We start from the raw sequence: 18,561 nt of genomic DNA, 5'->3' as shown, positions 1-18,561 counted from the left end.
GGCCTGACCCGACCGGTAGGCGTGAGGACGAGCTGGCTGCCATCCGCTCCGCATCGGATGCGCCTCCAGCAGGCTGGTCAGCCCGCTCGAATCTTCTCTTTGCAGCCGCGAGGCGCAGCAAGGCGTCGGCCCGGTCCTCCAGTGCGAGCAGCCGAGCCTCTTCGAGATTTCCGCACAGCCGCAGTCGTACGTCCGAGGACACCGCGCCGTCCATCGGATGCGCCTCCAGCAGGCTGGTCAACCCGTCGATCAGGCTCCGGTGCGGGCTTTGCCGCATCGGATGCGCCTCCACGCGACGAAGCGGTGTGCGTCGACCAGTTCTGGATCGATGTTCAGCCGATATCCCGAGCCTTCGCTGACCAACGCCACCCCGTGCGCGAGCCCGTCGGCGGCCGCGATCGTCGCCCGCAGCCGGGAAATCCGGCCGTGGATGGCGGTCCGCGCCGACGCCGGCGGGTCTTGTGGCCAGGACAGGTCCACGAGTCGTTCGGTCGAGATGACCCGGTTCGCCTCCAGGAGCAGGACGGCGAGGACCAACCGCTGTTTCGGCGGCCCGAGTTCCAGCCGCCTGGGACCCGACCACGCTTCAACGCAGCCCAATACGCCGAACTCGATTTCCTGGTGCGCCACCACGACCCCAACCTAAGTGGTCAGCGTGGTGTTTCACAGTGCCGGAACGGACGGTCTGATCGTTCTGGACAGGATCGTGTTAGCGAGGTGTTAGCGGCCCCGGGAACACTCCGCTCATGATCGCGCTCGAGCTGCTCCCGCTCGGTGTCACCGCTGGTCGTACGGGCGCGGCTGGTCGCGGCCACGGTGGTCCGAGACACCCATGACTCCGACCTGTGTTCTGGAGGCCGCCGTGGTTGATCAAACGTGCGGTCGCTTTGCTCGCGGACGTGGTGCCTGGCGTTGTCGTACGCCGGCTGCGTGGTTAGCGGATTTGTCCAGTAATTCCCGACGGAATGGAGACCACATGTCCCTCGCGAAATTGTCCGACGCCGCCGTCCGGTGGCTGCTGCCCCGTACGACCGCGGCCGCGTGTCGCCCGCCGGACCCCTGTGACAGCTGCGCGAACCCCGTTCGCGTTTGTTACAAACGGCCGCATGAACACGATAAAGTACACGTTGAAGGTCAACAACTGTTCGGGCCAGTGCGTCGTCGGCAAAAAGCAGGTTTGCTGGATCGGAGACCCGGGCCGAATCTGCTAGCTTCGATCTCTCGCGCTGCTCACCGCGCCGATGGAGACCCGGTCGCGGCTGGGCACCCGCCGGGTCCTCGCCGCCGAGGCACGCAAGGTCGCCGTGGACACTTTCCTTCGCGCGTACGCCGTCGACTGACAGCGCAACAACCCGCAGCCCCGCTGGGCACTGATGCGGTCGCGTAACGGCGGGGTCCCTTGTCGCAGTTGTTGTCCCGCGCCTAACTCGACCACGTACGCCGAGGATCACGTGGAAATCGACGACATCATGGGGATAGGGAGGGAACAGTATTCCTCACTCGGGGGTGGTTCTGGCAGTGCCTTTTGGATCCAGGACTGGGAGTATCCGGCGATAGGTGTGTATTTCGGCACTACGCCGAGCGCAGGCCACGACATGATCGCGTTCGACTACCGCGAGTGCGGTCCCGATGGTGAACCGCGGGTTGTTCATGTCGGCCAGGAAGACGACTATCGGATCACCGTGCTCGCACCGGACTTTTGTGAGCGTCATTCAGGCGCTCCGGCCCAGCGAGGATCACGCCGACGACGTCTTCTGACCCTGATTGCGGGGCTCAAGGCCAAAAATATTGCCTCCGACGGACCCTCGCCGGCGCTCCTTCCTACCGTTAGAACGGTGGTGGTGGGTATTCGTCGTTGGGTGTGACGTCGTAGGTGCGTCCGGTGGGGCTGGTCCAGAGGAATCGGCCTGGTGTTGGTTGGGTGACGGTCCAGCCGTGTTCTTTGATGTCGTTGTGGAATTTGCAGGCTGGTCCGGTGCTGTCGTACGCGGTCTTTCCTTCCGGGTCGCGGCAGGGGATGGTGTGGTCGAATTCGCAGGTGGCGGCGGGTCGGTTGCAGGCGGGGCCGCGCAGCATCGTTGGTCGCGTGCGTTGACCAGGTCCCGTAGCGCTTTGGTGGGGGCGATAGCGCGTACGGCCATGGTCGATGACCACTCCGCTGACGGGGTCGGTGAGGATTCGGTACCACTCACTGTTTTCGTCGCCGGCGAGTTCGCGGGCGCGTTGCGCGGTCATCGGGCCGTAGCCACTCAGGATCGCTGGGTTGTCGTCCAGGCCCATCAGCGTGGTGGCGTCTACGCGGAGTTCGATTTTGGTGCGTACGTTGCTGGGGACGCCGAGACAGAGGTCGGTGAGGGTCGGCGGCGCGGAGTGCGTCCATGGTGCGGGTTTCGTCTTTGGTTTTGAGGCTGCGGGCGATGGTGTCGATGATGCGGTAGATCGCTTCGGCTGATTCGGCGGGCAGGAAAGCGCCCAGCAGAGCCATGCCGTCTTCGCAGGGTTGTTTTTTTACTCGCCTCTCGGAGACGAGTTTCTTGCGGCGGGTTTCGGCGGCGGCTGGGTCGATTTTGATGACCTCCCGGCGGGCCCTGTCCCGGATCGATCGAGGCGTTTTCGAGTCGGCGCCGGGTAGCACCTTCTCTTCGACTTTCCGGGCGTCTTCGGGTGAGAGGTGGCCGACCTGGTCCGCGAACGTGAACGCCTTACGCAGGTCAAGGGCGCCGTGAGACATCCCCGCCATCGTGTCCGGCAGCTCATGGACCAGTTGGTACGCCAAATTCAACCGCTTCTGAGCCGCTGACAGGCTCCAGGTCAGGGATGCGGCGATTTCACCGGCCGCGTATTTGGAGAATGGTGCGCCTACGGCGGGGCGGGCGTTGGTGAAGCGGTCCATGAACCGCATCTGCATCGCCTGCGTATACGAAATCACCTTGTCCAGCGTCTCGACCGCGGCCAGCGCGGTGTCAGCGTCGGCTCGGCCGTACCGGTCGAGTTCTTCCAGCATCTGCAGGGGGACCCAGCTGGGTGGCATGGTGCGCCACGGCTGCTTGTTGGGGTCGGTGAATTCCGGTCGCCGTCGTTTTCTGCTCATGACACGATTTTACCGGCCGCCACCGACAGTCTGGTCGCCGATTTTGTTTCTGTGGATAAGAAACGGACCACCTAAACGCCCCTGTGGAGAACTCCTCTTTCAAAGCGCGTGCTCTGGTCCGGTATTCAACTCATTGTTTTCTTCCAAGTCGGTATTGAGTGGGGCGTTGCTGGCCGCGGTGACGCCCTCGGCGACCAGCCAGTACGACAGCGGACCAGCCCGCCGAACGTGGTGGTGTACACGGTGGCAGCGGCTCGGGTGCGTTGTTATTTGGTGAGCCAGCGGTCCAGTTCGGTGAGGACGTTTTCGATGGCTGGGCGCAGTGCGTCGGCTAGTTCGGCTGGGTTCTGGCCTTCGTGGATGCGGCGGCCGGATTCGCTGATGAGGATCTGGAACACGCCGGCCAGTGCGATGCCCTGCAGCCGGGCGATCTCCGGTGCGATCGGGGTTGTGTCGCTGATGGCCGCGGCCAGCGCGGTGGCGAGGCGGTCGGTGAGTTCCAGCGCCAGCCGGTGGACGGTGGGGCTGATGGTGGCCAGGTAGCCGAGCGTGCCGCGGGCGGCTGCTGGCGGCATCTCGGAGCTGTCCGGCAGGGTCCGCAGGATGAAGTCCCGGATGGCGGCGGCGGGGCTGGTGCCGGCCGGGCGAGTACGGATCAGGTCGCTGAGCTGGTCCTGTATCTGCTGCTCGCGGTCGGTGACCAGCTGTTCCTTGGTCGGGAAGTAGTTGTAGAGCGTCTGCTCGGCGACCTCGGCCGCGCGCGCGATCTCGCTGACCGTCACCGCCTCGTACCCCCGCTCGGCGAACAGCCGCGCCGCGGTGTCGGCGATGTGCCGATGTGTACGAGCTTTCTTGAGGTCACGAAGTCCGGTACGAGCCATGCGTGAAAGTGTATCAAGCCACAAGTTTGGGGTGAACTCTAAGAATGGAGTAAGGTCTGGATCATCAGCTCGGTACGGAGGGACGAACTCATGAAGGCAGCACAGTTCAGCCGGTTCGGCGGCCCAGAGGTTCTGGAGATCGTCGACCTTCCGGATCCGCACGCGGGTCCCGGCCAGGTCCGGGTCGCCGTACGGGCCGCTGGCGTCAACGCGAGCGACTGGAAGAAGCGCCAGGGCCTGATGGATCAGGAGCTTCCCCAGACGATGGGGTACGAGGTGGCCGGCATCGTCGACGAGCTCGGCGAAGGCGTCACGAAGGTCGATATCGGTGATCGGGTCTTCGGATTCAGCACCGAAGGCCCCGCACAGGCCGAGCTGGCGGTGCTGTCCTTCTACGCACCGATCCCGGCATCGCTCGACTTCGCCGCGGCCGCCGCGTTGCCGGTCGCGGTGGAGACGGCCGCGCGGGCGCTCGACCAGCTCGGGGTCCGGAACGGCAACACACTGCTCGTCAACGGCGCTTCTGGAAGCATCGGCCGCGCCGCCGTCTCCTCCTCGCGGTGGCGCGTGGCGCACGCGCGATCGGCACCTGCGGCGCGGCCAACCACGAGGTCGTACGGTCATGCGGCGGCGAACCCGTCACGTACGGAGACGGCATGGTGCAGCGGGTCCGCGCGCTCGCGCCGGACGGCGTCGATCTGGCGCTCGATGTCGCGGGCAACGGGGTCCTACCCGATCTCATCGACCTCGCCGGGGGGCCGGAGCACGTCGTCACGATCGCCGATTTCGCTGGCGCGGAGCAGTACGGCGTGCGCTTCAGCAGGGGCGACGCCGGCCGCGCCCTCTACACGCTCGACCAGATCGGTGACCTCATCGAGTCCGGCGGATTCTCCGTGCCGGTAGGAGCGACGTTCCCGCTGACCGACATCGCGGAGGCACACCGTGCCGGCGAGACCGGTCAGGTCGGCGGAAAGCTCGTCCTGCTGGTCGGAGGTTCGCGATGACCGCTCGTCTCTCGCTGCCCGACGACCGGGTGATGATTCTCGGCGCGTTGGACCTGGAACGTACGCCAGCCGGTGTACGCCCGCGGCGGCTGCCGGCGTGGACCCGGCCGCGGCTGTCCGACAGTCGGATGGATCTGGTCGTCTCGCAAGCCGCGGGGGGGCTCCGCTGCGGCTGCGTACGGCAGCGCGGTCGTTGGCGTTGGGCGTACACGTGACCGTGTCGGTGATGCCCGACGGGGAACTGCCGGCGTCGTTCGACCTCGCCGTCGATGGCACCGTGCTCGCCCGCGTGCGAGCCAAGGCCGGCGATGTGCTGACCCTCGGCCCCGAACGCGCTGACGCCCGGCTGACCCCTGGTCCCGCCGAGATCGTACGTTTCGACGATCTGCCGGCCGGGGAGAAGGACGTCGAGATCTGGTTGCCACATAGCGCGACGGTTGAGCTGCGTACGCTCGAAACCGACGCGCCACTGCTCGTACCGACCCCGCCGTCCGGCCGAGCCTGGGTGCACTACGGCTCCTCGATCAGCCACGGCCTGGAAGCAATCGCCCCGACCCTGACCTGGCCGGCCATCGCGGCGCTGACGACCGGCGCAGCGCTGACCAACCTCGGATTCGCCGGCAACGCCGTACTCGACCCGGAGGTCGCTCGCGCCATTCGGGACAGCCCTGCCGACCTGGTCTCACTCAAGGTCGGGATCAACCTCATCGGGGAAGCGTCGATGCGCGAACGCACCTTCGTGCCGGCCGTCCACGGATTCCTGGACACGATCCGCGAGGGCCACCCGACGACCCCGATCGTGCTTATCTCGCCGACCGCCTTTCGCGACCGGGATGCCACCACCGGGACCGAGGTGGACTCCGGGACGCTGACCCAAACCAGCGTTCGTACGCTGCTGGCCAAGATCGTCGACCTCCGTGCGGACCCGGCGCTGCACTACCTGGACGGGCGCGAACTCCTCGGACCGGACGAAGCCAGCGCGCTGCCCGACGGCGTACACCCCGACGCGGCCGCCCACCTGCGCATGGGCGACCGAGCCGGCCGGCTGATTTTGCTTCCCTACTTGCGATAAACGCGCCCGGGTTCAGATCAGAACGCTGGGTTGTCGTGGTAAGTCCAGCTCGCGTAGCTGTTGTTCGAGTGATAGGTCACCTTGTTGCCGGAGTTGCCGCCGACGCTGGCGACGATGAGTTTGCTCCCGGACCTGGTCACCCCGACGACGACCTCCACGTGGTGGCCAGTGGACTGCACGGCCACGTCACCGACCTTCGGCGTACTGACCCTCGTCCACTTCCGCCACGAAGCCGCGGCCGGATAGCCGCTGGGAGCCGAGCCGCCGGCCTTGACCATAACCCAGGCGGCGAAGTCGCCGCACCATTCCTCGCAGCGGGTGGTGTACGGGTTGCAGTTGCTGCCCCATTCCTTCATGCCGTTCTGGCTCCGGGCGATGCAGCTGATTTCGGCGCCACTAACGCCGGTTTTCACGCAGGGCTTGGCCAACCGGGCCGCTTTCTGCGCCGGCGTTTCGGCCGCCGGCGCGGCGACCACCCGCGTCGTGGTCGGTGCGGCGGCCTGGGCGGGAATGGCGCTGGCAGCGAACGCACCCATGACGCCTACGGCCACCATCAGTCCGAGCAGCTTTCGATGGAGCATGTCATCTCCTTCCGGCGGAGGCGGGATTGCCTCTGACAGAGCTCGATGGTCGCGATGGCTCCTAATAAGTCTCTAATTTCTCACTATGTACTGGGCCGGCTGAGTAGCTGTTGCGTAGCGCCGGTGTATCGGCGCAGGTCAGGGGCTTTCTGGTGCCCTTTCCAGGTATTGGCTGGTTTCGTAACCTACGTCTGCTCGGGTGAAGGGCATTCCAGAATTCTCTTTTGACGGGGGTGGAACGATGGTGCGTACGCTGACCGGTCTCCAGATTGCCGCGATGGCTGGTGTTCTTGCTATGCCGGTGATGGCGAGTACGACCGCGGTCGTACGTCCGAGCGATGTGCCGCCGCCGGCGTCGGGCCGGACACTGACGGTCGGTCCCGGTGCGCAGTATGCGACACCGCAAGCGGCCGCGAATGCCGCCGCGCCCGGCGACAACGTGCAGATCGCGGCCGGAACGTACAGCGGTGGGCTGTCCATCAAGACGAACGGCTCGTCCGGAATGTATGTCACGTTCTACGGTTCGGGCGGTACGGCCGTCATCACCGGCTCGGGCGGTAGCAAGGGCCTGGTCGCCGTCGGTAACCATTCATGGCAGCGTTTTATTGGGTTAACGTCCAAGGGTTCGAGCGGCTTCGGTGTGATGGCCAACGGTGCGCACGACCTGGTTTTCCAGGACTTCGGCGTCGACGGATCCCAGGACGGCGGCCTGGTAGCGCTCAACACGAAAAAACACTCTGGTCGACGGATGCGACATTCACGGCACCAACGCGCGTGGCACGTCAGCCGACCACGAAGCGCTGACCCTCGGTCAGGGGTCGAGCAACCTCGAGGTCAGAAACACCAAAGTGCATGACAATGGCGAAGAAGGCATTGACGTCAAGTACGACGACAACGCCCAGGCCAAAATCCATGACAACGTCGTCACCGGAAAACCGGCCCCGAACATCTATGTGGACGGCTCGTCGCACGTACAGATCTACAACAACGTCTCCACTGGCACGAAAAACAACACCAAGGCCGGCATCATGCTCGCGGTGGAGGAATGCTCGTCCAGCCGCAAGACCGACGACGTGCAGGTTTACAACAACGTCCTGGCGAACAACGCGGCGGCCGGGCTGGATTTTTGGATTGAGTCCAGCGGCACGATATCCAATATCCATGCGGTGAACAACACGTTCTACGGCAACAAAAAAGGTGCGGTCGGGTTTGATGCCGATTCCTTCGGCGGCCAGAACATCCTGCGCAACAACGTCTACGCGGAAGGCGCGGTTTCCCACCCAAGCTTCGCCAGCGACCACAATCTCACCGGCGACCCCGGTTTCGTCAACCCGCAGGCCGGCGACTTCCACCTGAGTGACGGTTCCCGTCCCATCGATGCCGGCTCGGCCACCGACGCACCCGCCTTCGACCTGGAGAACCACCCCCGACCGGCCGGCGGCGCCGGCTACGACATCGGTGCGTACGAGCGCTAAACCCGCCAACCCAGACAGCGCCACCCCAGACAGCGCCAACCCAGACCGTGCCAACCCAGACCCTGCCAAGGGGAGACCCGAAATGTTGATCCAACCCAAGCGCCAAAGATGGATGAGACTCCGCGGCGCGGCGGTGGTCCTGGTGATGGCCGGCTCGGCCCTGGTGGCGCCTCCCGCGGTGGCACAAGCGGACCCGCCCCCGGACACCTCGGTGAACTACGCGTACGACGCGGCCGGCCGGTTGGCCGGGGTCACCCAGCAGCAGTCCGGCTCGGCCGGATACCGCTACGACCCGAACGGGAATCTCACCACGATCCATCGGCAGGCCGCCTCCGCCTTGTCGGTGCTGAGCGTGGTCCCGGCCGCCGGGTCCAGCGGCCAGACGGTGACGCTGCACGGCGCCGGCTTCGTGTTGCCTGCCAGCGAAAATACGGTCCTGTTCGGCGAGACCGCGGCGACCGGACACCGACCACTCTCACGGTCACCGTGCCGGACGGCGCGACCTCGGGGGCGGTCACCGTGACCACCTCGGCAGGATCGGCCACGAGCCGGGAATCCTTCACCGTACGCGCGAACGCCGGGTCGTTGGCGGTCTCCGATGTGTCGCCAACGAGAGGTGGCGCGGGTACGACGGTGACCATTTCCGGCGCCGGGTTCGACCCGGACGCGGCGCTGGATGCGGTCAGTTTTGGCCACACCAGGGCACAGGTCACCGCCGCGACCGCGACCGCATTGACGGTGACCGTGCCGGAGACGGCCGGCTCAGGTCCGGTCACGGTGGCCGCCGGCGGGCGGTCCGCCCCGTCGCCGGCGCCGTTCCTGGTGGTGCCCAGCGCGCTGGACCCGGCGGACAAGGCGGTTGACGCCACCGTTGCCGTGGACGGCCCGTCGACCACGGTTTCCCTTCCCAGCAAGGACAAATACGCGCTCGTACGGTTCGACGGCAGCCGCGGTCAGCAGCGGTCAGCCTCGGAGCGAGCGGCGGCACCGTGGCGTACAGCGCGTGGGTGGAGCTTTTCGACCCGTACGGCGCCGGGTTCGGCCGCGACGAGTACGACCTCGGCCGCTGGATTGACCAGCTGAACGGCGCGTACGACCTGCCGCCGCTGCCGGTGAGTGGCACCTACCAGATCATGGTCACGCCGGACGTGGACAACGTCGGTCCGGTGACGCTGACGCTTTCCAGCAAGACCACCGGCAGCCTGGTCGTCGATGGCGCTGGCAGCGTCGCGCGGTTCGACCGGCCGGGCCAGGAGACCGAGCTTTCGTTACCGGTAACCAAAGGACAGCAGGTCGATCTCGGGTTCGACCAGGCCACGTTCCCGAAGGGGAACACCACCACCGTCACCGTCCGCGAGCCCAACGGCACCCCGGTGCTCTGGGATTCCGACGGCGCGACCTCCGGGTTTCCGCAAACCAACGGCCCGGGTTACTACGTTCTGAACCCGGCCGAGACCGGCACACTACACCGTCGTACTCGCATCCAAGGATCCCCAGCCCGGCTCGTTCCGGGTCGTCGCGTCGAGCCTGCAGCAGGGCGGCGCGTTGGCACTGGGCACCGCCGTGACGGCCACCATCGCCCGCCCGGGGCAGCAGGAGACCTTCACCTACGCGGGCACCATCAACGAGGAGCTCGGTCTCGACGTTTCTGGCATCACAGCAACAAAATATGTGCCCAACGTGACGGTCGCCGGCCCGGACGGCGCGGTGCTGTTCGCCGGCCAACTCAACGGACACCGGGACCTGCCACCGCTGACCGCCACCGGGATCTATCGAGTGACCGTCCACACGTACTCGTCGCCCGGGTCGGCGACGCTGCGCCTCGCGACCCGTCCGGTTTCCACCAGCATCAGCCCGACCGGTCCGACCGTCGTGTCCACCATCGCCAGCAAAGGAGGCACCGCGCAGTTGACGTTCCCCGCAACCAAGGGAGTGCCATTGACATTCGCTTACCACCACTGGGCTTTGGGTCCTCGGTGACCCTGCACGCGGAGGTGCTCGATCCCAACGGGGATGAGGAGGATGAGTACGACGGCCTCGCCGACGTTTCCACCTTCGCCTTCACTCCCGATCGCACCGGCCAATACCGGGTGCAGCTGACCGCTGACGGCGGCAAGAGCACCGGATCGGTGTCGGTCACGCTGTCCGGTGAGGTGGCCGCCGGCGCGCTCGACCTCGGCGTCGAGACGCCTTTGTCCGCCAGCCGGCCCGGTCAACCCAGCCGCTTCACTTTCGCTGGTACGAAAGGACAAAAACTCAGCTTTGTGCTGGGTACGAACACGTTCAACTACTACCTGCCGATCACCATAAAGCGGCCGGACGGACAGACGCTGTGGAATGACTCGGCGTGGTCCGCGGTCGACCTCGACGCGCTTCCGCAGACAGGCACGTACCAAGTCGTCGTGGCACCTTTCGGTGAGACCGGTTCCGGGCAGGTCAGGATCGCGCCAACGGTGGTGTTCCCGGCGGCCACCATCGGTGGCGCCAAAGCGAGCCTCGCCGTGGGCCTGCTCGGTGGTGTCGTCCAGACGACCTTCACCGCCAAGGCCAATGAAGGAGTCTCGCTGGGGGTCTCCGGCTCGGACTTCACCACACCGGTGGCGTTCCGGGTCCTCGGGCCCGACGGGTCGATCCAGTCCGACAGCTCCATGGGCACCGGCAGCTTCGCCGACTTCAACGCGCCCAAGGACGGCACCTACCGGCTGATGATGGAACCGCTGGACGGTGACTACGGCTCGCTGTGGATCACTCTTTCCGATCAGGTCAACGAGGGGAGCATCAGCCTCACCTCCGCGAAGACCCTGACTCTCGGGCGGACTGGCCAAACCCACTATGTGAGCTTCAAGGGCAACGACGGGCAGAAGCTCGAGCTCTCGTTCGCCAAGATGACCACTCGCAGCCGCCCGTGGGTGGGCGTGTCGACGCCGGCCGGCGACACTCTCATCTCGGCCAGCGGGGATGCCAATCCGGTCGTCCTGCCCACGTTGCCGGCGGACGGTACGTACTGGATCTACCTCAATCCGTACAACGGACCTGGGTCTGTGACGATCACGCTGGCGGCTTCGGCGTCAGCGTCGGCGGCCACTCGTACGAGTGATCCAGCACGCAACGGCGTCCACTCACCGGCCCCGCTCCCCGGGAAAGCCAAACCCATACTCCGGACAAGGCCAAAAGGTGGGCACGTGACCCGCGGACTGGCTGCCAAGCCGGTCGCGCTGGCGTCGAAGAAGGCGCCCACCGTACGAAGCCAGCCGGGCGTCCATAAGGACATCCAGCATGGTCTGCGGCCGGCCTGCGCGACCTGCTCCGGTGGGACTCCACCGCCGCCGGGCACCGGGCCGCCGCCGGGTGGCAACGTCGCTGGCGGCGACCCGGTCGACCTCGCCACCGGGCTGCTTATCGACACCGAGACCGACCTGACGGTGCCGGACACGATCCCGCTGACGGTTGCCCGGACGTACCGGCAGAACGACAGCGGCATCCACGACTTCGGGGTCGGGGACAGCGGGGGATACAACCTCTTCCTCTATGCGCCGCATGGCGCCACCTCCAGCCAGCTGGTGTTGGCCGACGGCGGCCGGATTTCCTTCCAGCGGCTCACTCCCGGTGGCAGCCGCCCGTACGACTATGCCGACGCGGTGTTCACCGCGACTCCCACGCCGACGAAGTACGCGGGCGCGGTGATGGCGTGGAACGGCGACGGCTTCGACGTACGGCTGCTCGACGGCACGACGCTGGTGTTCGGCGAGAACGCGCCGCTGCAGGCGATCCGCGACCGCTACGGCAACACGGTGACCATCACCCGCGGACCCGGCACCGCCGACCAGGACACCGGGTTCGGGCTGTCCAACGGCCCGGTCACCCAGGTCACCGCCCCGCACGGCCGCTGGGTGCGGTTCACCTACGACGCGCTCAACCGGACCACCGCCGCCATCGACAACACCGGTCGTACGGTCAGCTACGGCTACGACTCGCACGGCCATCTGGCGACCGTCACCGACCCCACCGGCGGGGTGTCCTCGTACACGTACGACAGCAACGGCCGGATGGCCACCGCCGCGAACCATCGAGGTCAGGTGTATCTGACCAACACGTACGACTCATACGGGCGGGTCAGCAAGCAGGTGCTTGGTGATGGCGGCACCTATCAGTTCGCGTACACGCTGGATGCCGCCGAGCGGCTCACCGAGACCCGGATGACCGACCAACTCGGCACGGTCCACCAGTACATCTTCAACAAGACCGGGTATCTGACCAGCTACACGACCGGCTACGGGAACTCGCTGGCGCAGACCGTCACTGTCGTACGCGACCCGGTGTCCAACCAGCCGACCAGCTACACCGACGCCCTCGGCCGTCGTACCGACCTGACCTACGACGCGTACGGGTCCCCGATCACCCGCGTAGAGCTGGCGGGCACGTCGGCGGCGCGTACCGAGAAACAGGTCTATGACGGGCCGTTCCACCAGCTCAGCCAGTCGATCGACGCAATGGGCCAGTCGACCACGTACGCCTACCGGCCGGACGGATCCCTCGCCACCGTGACCGACCCGCTGTCCCGCGTCACCACGTCCCAGACGAACGCGGACGGTCAGGTCACCGGCGTCACCGACCCGCTCGGGCACCGCACCTCCACGACCTACCTGCTCGGCGACCAGGTGGCGATCACCGACGCGACCGGCCGGGCGATCCGCCGCAGCGTCGACGCGGCCGGCTGGGTCGACGTCACCACCGACCCGCTCGGCGCGGCTACCGTGGTCACCCACGACGCCGCCGGCCGGGTGCTGGCCAGCACCAACCCGCTCGGGCAGCACACGACCATCGGTTACGACGCGGACGGGAACGCCACGAAGTTCACCGATCCGAGCGGCCACAGCACGACCTACACCTTCGACGCCGAGAATCACTCGACCGCGATGACCGATCCGCTCTCGCATGCCAGCAGCTACTCGTACGACCCGGCGGGAAACCTGACCAGCACCACAACCGCCAGCGGGAAGGTGACCAAGCAGGAATACGACGCGCTGGGACGGCTTCGGACGACCCGCTATTCCGACAGCACCATCACCTACACATATGACGCCGGCAACCGGGTGGTGTCCGTCGCCGACTCGAAAAAAACGGCACGGTCAGCAATGTCTACGACGGGTCTGACCACAAGACTCGCGTGACCACACCGGCCGGCCGGATCGACTACACGTACGACACCGACGGCAACCGCGTCTCGATGACCGTCGCGGGCCAACAGCCGGTGAGCTACACCCTTGACGCCGCTGGCGAACTCACCGATGAGGCGCAGGGCTCGAACGCCGTCAGCATCGCGTACGACGGTGCCGGGCGACGCACTTCGGTCACCCTTCCCGACAGTGTCGTGCAGAGTTACACGTACGACTCGGCCAACGAGATCACCGGCATCGGATATGGCCGCAACGGCACCAATATCGGCGACCTGACCTACGCGTACGACCAGAGCGGGCAGGTGTCCAGTGTCGGCGGCAGTTTCGCCAGGACGACCATCCCGCAGGAGTACGGCCCGGCCACGTACGACGCCGGCAACGAACTCAGCAAGGTCGGCGACACGGCCTATTCGTACGACAAGGATGGCAATCTGCTGTCCAACGGCACCACCAGTTACGTCTGGAATTCGCGTGGCCAGCTCGCCAGCAGCGCGTCCGGCGCAGCGACGACGACGTACGGCTATGACGCACTCGGCCGTCGTACGTAGCAAGGGTGCCGCCAACTATTTGTTCGATGGCGCGAACGTTGTCGAGGAACTGTCCGGAAGCACGGTGACGGCGACGAGAATGACTGGCGGTGTCGACGAGGTTTTTCGCTCGTACGGCCGCGGGATCGACCCGGTCGTTGCTCACCGACCGGCTCAACAGCACGGTCGCCGTCGCCGACGGTTCCGGCGGCGTCACCGGGCAATACACGTACGAACCGTTCGGGGCCACCACCGCGCGGGGACGATGGTGGCAATGCGACCCGGTTCACCGGACGGGACGACGATGGCTCCGGGCAGTATTTCAACCGGGCGCGCTATTACACGACGGCCGACCAGCGGTTCCTCAGCGCGGACCCGACCGGTTTGGCCGGCGGAGACACGAATGTCTACGCGTACACCGGAAACCGGCCCACCACCTCGGTCGACCCGCTCGGACTCAGCGCGCAACAGGCCGGTGGGTTCGACCTGCTCGGCTGGTTGGGCAGCGTCTGGCAGAACGTTGTCTGGAACAACAAATCCTGGTGGGAAATCGGACTCGGTGCCGCGGCGATCATCGGGACCGCAGTCGCCGCGGTGGTGACCGCACCCGCCTGGGCTCCCGTCGCCGCCGTCGCGGGCGCTATCGCCACCGGCGCCACCGTCGCCGGCCTGCTCTTGGGCGCGGCGGACACCGCGGTCGCCTGCAGCAACGGTGAACGCCTCAGTTGCGGCGCCGGAATCGCGGGCGTCGTCGCACTTGCCGGAGAAGGGGCGCTTATCGACAGGCTCGGAGAGAAATTCCTGGAATCGCTTGGCAGTGCGGCCGGTCACGAGGTGGGCAGCACTGGACCAGCGCTGTCGAACGTGTGGAACTGGGGCTCCATTGGATTCACCGGAATCGGCGGATTCGTCCCGAACCCTGAGCATGAGTAGATTTCGGAGACAGCTATGCGAAAAATCGCCCTCGTACCAGTCGTCGTCGCCAGCGTCGTGGCTTTCGCCGCACCGGCAAATGCCGCCGCCAGCCTGCCGGCCAGCTACGACCTGTCGCAGTACGCTCCGGTCGCGGGCGAACAGGGTTCCGTCGTCGACTCCTGCTCGTCCTGGGCCACCGGATACACCGGTTTCGGTCTGCTGATGAAGGAACAGGGAATCGCCGGCGGCTCGATGGCGCCGATGTATGTCTACGCCCAGATTGTGAAGGGCCGCAACGTGAACACGTCGATCACCACCAATTTGCAAATCCAGAAAGACCAGAATCGACACTCGCGCCGACTACCCGCAGGGCGACTACGACTACACGACTCAGCCGACCGCCGCCCAACGCGCGAACGCGGGGCATTACAGAATTTCGTCGTACGACATCGTTTCCCTGGACGACAACCTGAAAACAACCATCGAGACAGCGGTTTCGCATGGCTATGCGGTCGTCATCGGATTTCGGGTCCGGCAGAGTTTCGACTCCCTGAACCCGGAAAACGACGCGTACACGCCGGGGGAGAACGGCACCGACCCGATCGAAGGCGGACATTCGGTCGTTGTCGTCGGGTACGACAGCAACGGCATCAAGTTCGAGAATGCCTGGGGCGCGGACTGGGGCGCCAACGGATTCGCCACCGCTTCATGGGATTTCGTCATGTCCAGCGACATCGACTCGGTGCACGTCATGCACAAACTCGTGACCGGCTGAACTCGATATTTTACCAAGAAAGCTCACTACGACATCCCCGTCTTGGCAGTAGACGTGCTTGACCCACGACAAGCTACTGCACAGTTTCGTGAAGTCCGCGGCGGTGTAGGTTGATCCGCGGTCGGTGTGGAAAATGACCCCGTCGACGGCCCTGCCGCGGGCAGCGACGGCCATCCGGATCGCCGCGCAGGCCAGCTCGGCGTCCGGGTGGATGCCGGTGGCCGCGCCCAACACCCGCCGGGAGAACAGGTCGATCGCGGTCGCCAGGTAGAGTTTCCCCTCGTCAGTCACGATTTCGGTCATGTCACCGACCCACTGCAGGTTCGGCGCGGTGGCGGTGAAGTCCCGGTTGAGCAGGTCCGGGAAGATCGGCGCGGCTTTGTCCGGTCGGGTCAGGCCCTTGCGGCGTTTCTTGTTCCTGGCCACCAGATTCTGCGTCGCCATCGAGTCAGCCACGGTGTTCTCCCCAACCCGCCACCCGGCCTCCACCAGCTCGACGTGCACCCGCGGCGACCCCGTACGTGGTCGCCAGACTCCTCGAACACGTCCTTGACCGCCGCGTCCAGGCGCTCACGGCGAGCCTGCGCCGGCGGCCGGTCGCGCCACTTGTAGAACCAGGACTGCGACACGTCCGCTGAACCTCAGCCCGGCGTGTCAGGCCGAAAACACCGTTCGTGGCACAGTCCCGAAGCCTCGTTAGAACGGTGGTGGTGGGTATTCGTCGTTGGGTGTGACGTCGTACGTACGTCCGGTGGGGCTTGTCCACAGGAAACGTCCTGGTGTTGGTTGGGTGACGGTCCAGCCGTGTTCTTTGATGTCGTTGTGGAATTTGCAGGCTGGTCCGGTGCTGTCGTACGCCGTTTTGCCTTCCGGGTCGCGGAAAGGGATGGTGTGGTCGAACTCGCACGTCGCCGCAGGTCGGTTGCAGGCGGGGCCGCAGCATCGTTGGTCGCGTGCGTTCACCAAGTCCCGTAGCGCCTTGGTCGGCCGATAGCGCGTACGGCCATGGTCGATCACCACACCACTGACGGGATCGGTGAGGATCCGATACCACTCACTGTGTTTTCGTCGCCGGCGAGTTCGCGGGCGCGTTGCGCGGTCATCGGGCCGTAACCACTAAGGATTGCGGGATTGTCGTCCAGGCCCATCAGCGTGGTGGCGTCGACGCGGAGTTCGATTTTGGTGCGTACGTTGCTCGGCACACCCAGACAGAGGTCGGTGAGGGCGTCGGCGCGGAGGGCGTCCATGGTGCGGGTTTCGTCTTTGGTTTTGAGGCTGCGGGCGATGGTGTCGATGATGCGGTAGATCGCTTCGGCTGATTCGGCGGGCAGGAACGCGCCCAGCAGAGCCATCCCGTCTTCGCAGGGTTGTTTTTTTCGACTCGCCTCTCGGAGACGAGCTTTTTGCGGCGGGTTTCGGCGGCTGCTGGGTCGATTTTGATGACCTCCCGCCGGGCCCTGTCTCGGATCGATCGAGGCGTCTTGGAGTCCGCGCCGGGCAGCACCGTCTCTTCGACTTTCCGAGCGTCCTCGGGTGAGAGGTGGCCGACCTGGTCCGCGAACGTGAATGCCTTGCGCAGGTCAAGGTCGCCGTGAGACATCCCGGCCATAGTGCCCGGCAGCTCATGGACGAGTTGGTACGCCAAGTTCAGTCGTTTCTGGGCCGCGGACACGCTCCAGGTCAGCGATGCGGCGATTTCACCAGCAGCGTACTTAGAGAAAGGTGCGCCAACGGCGGGTCGGGCGTTGGTGAAGCGGTCCATGAACCGCATCTGCATCGCCTGCGTATACGAAATCACCTTGTCCAGTGTCTCGACCGCGGCGAGCGCGGTGTCAGCGTCGGCTCGGCCGTACCGGTCGAGTTCTTCCAGCATTTGCAGGGGGACCCAGCTGGGTGGCATGGTGCGCCACGGCTGTTTGTTGGGGTCGGTGAATTCCGGTCGCCGTCGTTTTCTGCTCATGACCCAATTTTACTGGCTGCCACCGACAGTCGGGCTGCCAGTTTTCGTTTCTGTGGATAAGAAACGGACCACTTAACCCTGGTGGAAAACTCTTGCTTCAGAGCACGCTCTGGGCGTGTCATGCCAAGTGTGTAAGCCGGAGGTGTACCAAGATCGACTGGCCTGTTGGTTGGTCGGAAGGGACACCGTATGACTCGGAACATTTCGTCTCGTCGTGATGATGAGACGGCGGCTGCGCGGCTGACGGGGGCGCTCTCGACCGCGACGATCGATGCTCTACTAGCGGACGCGAAGGCCACTGGGACGCCGGTAGACGGGGCGAACGGTCTGCTGAACCAGATGACCAAGGCGGTGCTGGATCGGACGTTGCAGGTCGAGATGAGCGACCACCTGGGCTATGAGCACGGCGCGCCGGAGGGACGCGGGTCCGGCAACTCCCGGAACGGGCTAACCCGCAAGACCGTGTCCACGCTCAGCGGCCCGGTCCAGATCGAGGTGCCGCGGGACCGGAACGGGACGTTCGAGCCCACGATCGTACCCAAACGTGCCCGTCGTTTGGGGAATATCGATGACATGATCCTGTCTTTGTACTCGCGAGGAATGACAACTCGTGACATCGAGGCGCATTTACTTGAAATATATGGAGTAAACGCGTCCCGGGAGTTGATCTCGAACATCACCGACGTGGTCGTCGACGAGATCAAGCTGTGGCAGTCACGGCCGCTGGACGAGGTCTACCCGATCCTCTACATCGACGGGATCCGGGTCCGAATCAAGGACAACGGCGTGGTCACCACCAAGGTCGCGTACCTGGCCATCGGAGTGGACGTGGACGGCCGCAAACACTCCCTCGGATGCTGGATCCAGGACACCGAGGGAGCCAAGTTCTGGGCCAAGGTCCTGACGGACTTGCGCAACCGCGGCGTGCGGGACATCCTCATCGCGTGCTGCGACGGGCTGCCGGGCTCGACTCGATCCGCTCAATCGTTCCCTGACACGTAGTGGCAAACCTGCGTCGTGCACGTCACCGGCAACGCCAGCGGTTCGTGTCCTACAGACCGCAACCACTGGCCGCCGTCGATGCGCGAGATCTATACCGCGCA

The 18,561-nt window shown here is 65.6% G+C and carries 21 protein-coding genes and 4 pseudogenes; 14 read left to right on the top strand and 11 right to left on the bottom strand.

Annotated features, from left to right (window positions below; translation table 11 throughout):
• Both GNX96_RS46570 and GNX96_RS46565 read right to left on the bottom strand, forming a co-directional pair.
• On the bottom strand, positions 1–277 hold a 277-nt coding region (locus tag GNX96_RS46570), incomplete at its 3' end, for a hypothetical protein (protein ID WP_163573788.1).
• Positions 250–633 (bottom strand): AfsR/SARP family transcriptional regulator, encoded by a 384-nt coding sequence (locus GNX96_RS46565; protein WP_163573787.1) that lies wholly within the window; start codon positions 631–633, stop codon positions 250–252. The genes GNX96_RS46570 and GNX96_RS46565, both read right to left, overlap by 28 nt.
• A gap of 740 nt (positions 634–1,373) precedes the next feature.
• Here GNX96_RS46565 and GNX96_RS46555 point away from each other — a divergent pair.
• Positions 1,374–1,865, top strand: a complete 492-nt coding sequence (locus tag GNX96_RS46555) for an SMI1/KNR4 family protein (protein ID WP_163573786.1) — start codon at positions 1,374–1,376, stop codon at positions 1,863–1,865.
• Here GNX96_RS46555 and GNX96_RS46550 read toward each other — a convergent pair.
• From GNX96_RS46550 to GNX96_RS46540, 3 genes are all read right to left on the bottom strand, one after another.
• Positions 1,828–2,235, bottom strand: a complete 408-nt coding sequence (locus tag GNX96_RS46550; protein WP_163573785.1) for a hypothetical protein — start codon at positions 2,233–2,235, stop codon at positions 1,828–1,830. The genes GNX96_RS46555 and GNX96_RS46550 overlap by 38 nt on opposite strands.
• Positions 2,189–3,091 (bottom strand): DUF222 domain-containing protein, encoded by a 903-nt coding sequence (locus GNX96_RS46545; protein ID WP_163573784.1) that lies wholly within the window; start codon positions 3,089–3,091, stop codon positions 2,189–2,191. Before GNX96_RS46545 ends, GNX96_RS46550 begins: the two co-directional genes overlap by 47 nt.
• A gap of 266 nt (positions 3,092–3,357) precedes the next feature.
• Positions 3,358–3,972 (bottom strand): TetR/AcrR family transcriptional regulator, encoded by a 615-nt coding sequence (locus GNX96_RS46540; RefSeq protein ID WP_163573783.1) that lies wholly within the window; start codon positions 3,970–3,972, stop codon positions 3,358–3,360.
• 90 nt (positions 3,973–4,062) lie between these two features.
• On the opposite strand from GNX96_RS46540, the pseudogene GNX96_RS66875 reads away from it, so the two are divergent.
• The 3 genes and pseudogenes from GNX96_RS66875 to GNX96_RS46530 all read left to right on the top strand — a co-directional run bounded on the left by GNX96_RS66875 (position 4,063) and on the right by GNX96_RS46530 (position 6,048).
• Positions 4,063–4,976: pseudogene (locus GNX96_RS66875) on the top strand (NADP-dependent oxidoreductase).
• Complete coding sequence (locus GNX96_RS60565) at positions 4,973–5,191, top strand: hypothetical protein (RefSeq protein WP_279583340.1); 219 nt, start codon at positions 4,973–4,975, stop codon at positions 5,189–5,191. The pseudogene GNX96_RS66875 and the gene GNX96_RS60565 overlap by 4 nt, the downstream one beginning before the upstream one ends.
• Before the next feature lie 11 nt (positions 5,192–5,202).
• Complete coding sequence (locus tag GNX96_RS46530) at positions 5,203–6,048, top strand: SGNH/GDSL hydrolase family protein (RefSeq protein ID WP_279583339.1); 846 nt, start codon at positions 5,203–5,205, stop codon at positions 6,046–6,048.
• Between the two features lie 17 nt (positions 6,049–6,065).
• On the opposite strand, the gene GNX96_RS46525 is transcribed toward GNX96_RS46530, so the two are convergent.
• Complete coding sequence (locus GNX96_RS46525; protein WP_163573782.1) at positions 6,066–6,629, bottom strand: CHAP domain-containing protein; 564 nt, start codon at positions 6,627–6,629, stop codon at positions 6,066–6,068.
• A gap of 241 nt (positions 6,630–6,870) precedes the next feature.
• On the opposite strand from GNX96_RS46525, the gene GNX96_RS46520 reads away from it, so the two are divergent.
• From GNX96_RS46520 to GNX96_RS46505, 4 genes are all read left to right on the top strand, one after another.
• The gene (locus GNX96_RS46520) at positions 6,871–7,485 is read left to right on the top strand and encodes a hypothetical protein (RefSeq protein WP_163573781.1); all 615 of its coding nucleotides are present in this window, start codon (positions 6,871–6,873) and stop codon (positions 7,483–7,485) included.
• Complete coding sequence (locus GNX96_RS46515; protein ID WP_163573790.1) at positions 7,367–8,104, top strand: right-handed parallel beta-helix repeat-containing protein; 738 nt, start codon at positions 7,367–7,369, stop codon at positions 8,102–8,104. Before GNX96_RS46520 ends, GNX96_RS46515 begins: the two co-directional genes overlap by 119 nt.
• A 112-nt stretch (positions 8,105–8,216) precedes the next feature.
• On the top strand, positions 8,217–8,627 hold the full coding sequence (locus tag GNX96_RS46510) for an IPT/TIG domain-containing protein (RefSeq protein WP_163573780.1): 411 nt from the start codon (positions 8,217–8,219) through the stop codon (positions 8,625–8,627).
• Positions 8,624–9,187, top strand: a complete 564-nt coding sequence (locus GNX96_RS46505; protein ID WP_163573779.1) for an IPT/TIG domain-containing protein — start codon at positions 8,624–8,626, stop codon at positions 9,185–9,187. Before GNX96_RS46510 ends, GNX96_RS46505 begins: the two co-directional genes overlap by 4 nt.
• Before the next feature lie 40 nt (positions 9,188–9,227).
• Here the strand turns inward: GNX96_RS46505 and GNX96_RS46500 are convergent, their stop codons facing one another.
• A complete protein-coding gene (locus tag GNX96_RS46500) occupies positions 9,228–9,473 on the bottom strand; it encodes a hypothetical protein (RefSeq protein ID WP_279583338.1) in 246 nt (81 codons plus the stop codon).
• 176 nt (positions 9,474–9,649) lie between these two features.
• On the opposite strand from GNX96_RS46500, the gene GNX96_RS46495 reads away from it, so the two are divergent.
• The 5 genes and pseudogenes from GNX96_RS46495 (at position 9,650) to GNX96_RS66870 (ending at position 15,498) form a co-directional block, all read left to right on the top strand.
• Positions 9,650–10,084 (top strand): hypothetical protein, encoded by a 435-nt coding sequence (locus GNX96_RS46495; RefSeq protein ID WP_163573777.1) that lies wholly within the window; start codon positions 9,650–9,652, stop codon positions 10,082–10,084.
• Complete coding sequence (locus GNX96_RS46490; RefSeq protein ID WP_163573776.1) at positions 10,081–13,275, top strand: DUF6531 domain-containing protein; 3,195 nt, start codon at positions 10,081–10,083, stop codon at positions 13,273–13,275. Before GNX96_RS46495 ends, GNX96_RS46490 begins: the two co-directional genes overlap by 4 nt.
• Positions 13,272–13,829, top strand: coding sequence for an RHS repeat protein (locus GNX96_RS46485; RefSeq protein WP_163573775.1), 558 nt, complete (start codon positions 13,272–13,274; stop codon positions 13,827–13,829). Before GNX96_RS46490 ends, GNX96_RS46485 begins: the two co-directional genes overlap by 4 nt.
• 258 nt (positions 13,830–14,087) lie before the next feature.
• Positions 14,088–14,741, top strand: a pseudogene (locus GNX96_RS60560) (RHS repeat-associated core domain-containing protein); the annotation flags it as partial.
• 301 nt (positions 14,742–15,042) lie between these two features.
• A complete protein-coding gene (locus GNX96_RS66870) occupies positions 15,043–15,498 on the top strand; it encodes a C1 family peptidase (RefSeq protein WP_163573789.1) in 456 nt (151 codons plus the stop codon).
• Here the strand turns inward: GNX96_RS66870 and GNX96_RS46470 are convergent.
• The 4 genes and pseudogenes from GNX96_RS46470 to GNX96_RS66860 all read right to left on the bottom strand — a co-directional run.
• A complete protein-coding gene (locus tag GNX96_RS46470; RefSeq protein ID WP_163573774.1) occupies positions 15,430–16,002 on the bottom strand; it encodes a DDE-type integrase/transposase/recombinase in 573 nt (190 codons plus the stop codon). The two genes, GNX96_RS66870 and GNX96_RS46470, sit on opposite strands and share 69 nt — an antisense overlap.
• A gap of 192 nt (positions 16,003–16,194) precedes the next feature.
• Positions 16,195–16,515 carry an HNH endonuclease gene (locus GNX96_RS46465; protein WP_163573773.1) on the bottom strand — a complete coding sequence of 107 codons (321 nt, stop codon included), beginning with the start codon at positions 16,513–16,515 and terminating at the stop codon, positions 16,195–16,197.
• Positions 16,512–16,850: a hypothetical protein gene (locus GNX96_RS66865; RefSeq protein WP_390624347.1), complete on the bottom strand. Its 339-nt coding sequence runs from the start codon at positions 16,848–16,850 to the stop codon at positions 16,512–16,514. The genes GNX96_RS46465 and GNX96_RS66865 overlap by 4 nt, the downstream gene beginning before the upstream one ends.
• Before the next feature lie 26 nt (positions 16,851–16,876).
• Positions 16,877–17,371: pseudogene (locus GNX96_RS66860) on the bottom strand (DUF222 domain-containing protein); the annotation flags it as partial.
• A gap of 327 nt (positions 17,372–17,698) precedes the next feature.
• On the opposite strand from GNX96_RS66860, the pseudogene GNX96_RS46455 reads away from it, so the two are divergent.
• Positions 17,699–18,561 (top strand): annotated as a pseudogene (locus GNX96_RS46455) (IS256 family transposase); the annotation flags it as partial.

It is taken from the genome of Fodinicola feengrottensis (genome assembly GCF_010993775.1).
GTDB lineage: Bacteria > Actinomycetota > Actinomycetes > Mycobacteriales > HKI-0501 > Fodinicola > Fodinicola feengrottensis.
This window is presented reverse-complemented; position numbering and strand designations above follow the sequence as displayed.

Bases quoted from the DNA above. Each gene is read 5' to 3' on its own strand.
- GNX96_RS66865 (WP_390624347.1), bottom strand. From the start codon at position 16,850: ATGGCTCTGCTGGGCGCGTTCCTGCCCGCCGAATCAGCCGAAGCGATC.
- GNX96_RS46510 (WP_163573780.1), top strand. From the start codon at position 8,217: ATGAGACTCCGCGGCGCGGCGGTGGTCCTGGTGATGGCCGGCTCGGCC.
- GNX96_RS46550 (WP_163573785.1), bottom strand. From the start codon at position 2,235: ATGACCGCGCAACGCGCCCGCGAACTCGCCGGCGACGAAAACAGTGAG.
- GNX96_RS46540 (WP_163573783.1), bottom strand. From the start codon at position 3,972: ATGGCTCGTACCGGACTTCGTGACCTCAAGAAAGCTCGTACACATCGG.
- GNX96_RS46520 (WP_163573781.1), top strand. From the start codon at position 6,871: ATGGTGCGTACGCTGACCGGTCTCCAGATTGCCGCGATGGCTGGTGTT.
- GNX96_RS46530 (WP_279583339.1), top strand. From the start codon at position 5,203: ATGCCCGACGGGGAACTGCCGGCGTCGTTCGACCTCGCCGTCGATGGC.
- GNX96_RS60565 (WP_279583340.1), top strand. From the start codon at position 4,973: ATGACCGCTCGTCTCTCGCTGCCCGACGACCGGGTGATGATTCTCGGC.
- GNX96_RS46555 (WP_163573786.1), top strand. From the start codon at position 1,374: ATGCGGTCGCGTAACGGCGGGGTCCCTTGTCGCAGTTGTTGTCCCGCG.
- GNX96_RS46545 (WP_163573784.1), bottom strand. From the start codon at position 3,091: ATGAGCAGAAAACGACGGCGACCGGAATTCACCGACCCCAACAAGCAG.
- GNX96_RS46525 (WP_163573782.1), bottom strand. From the start codon at position 6,629: ATGCTCCATCGAAAGCTGCTCGGACTGATGGTGGCCGTAGGCGTCATG.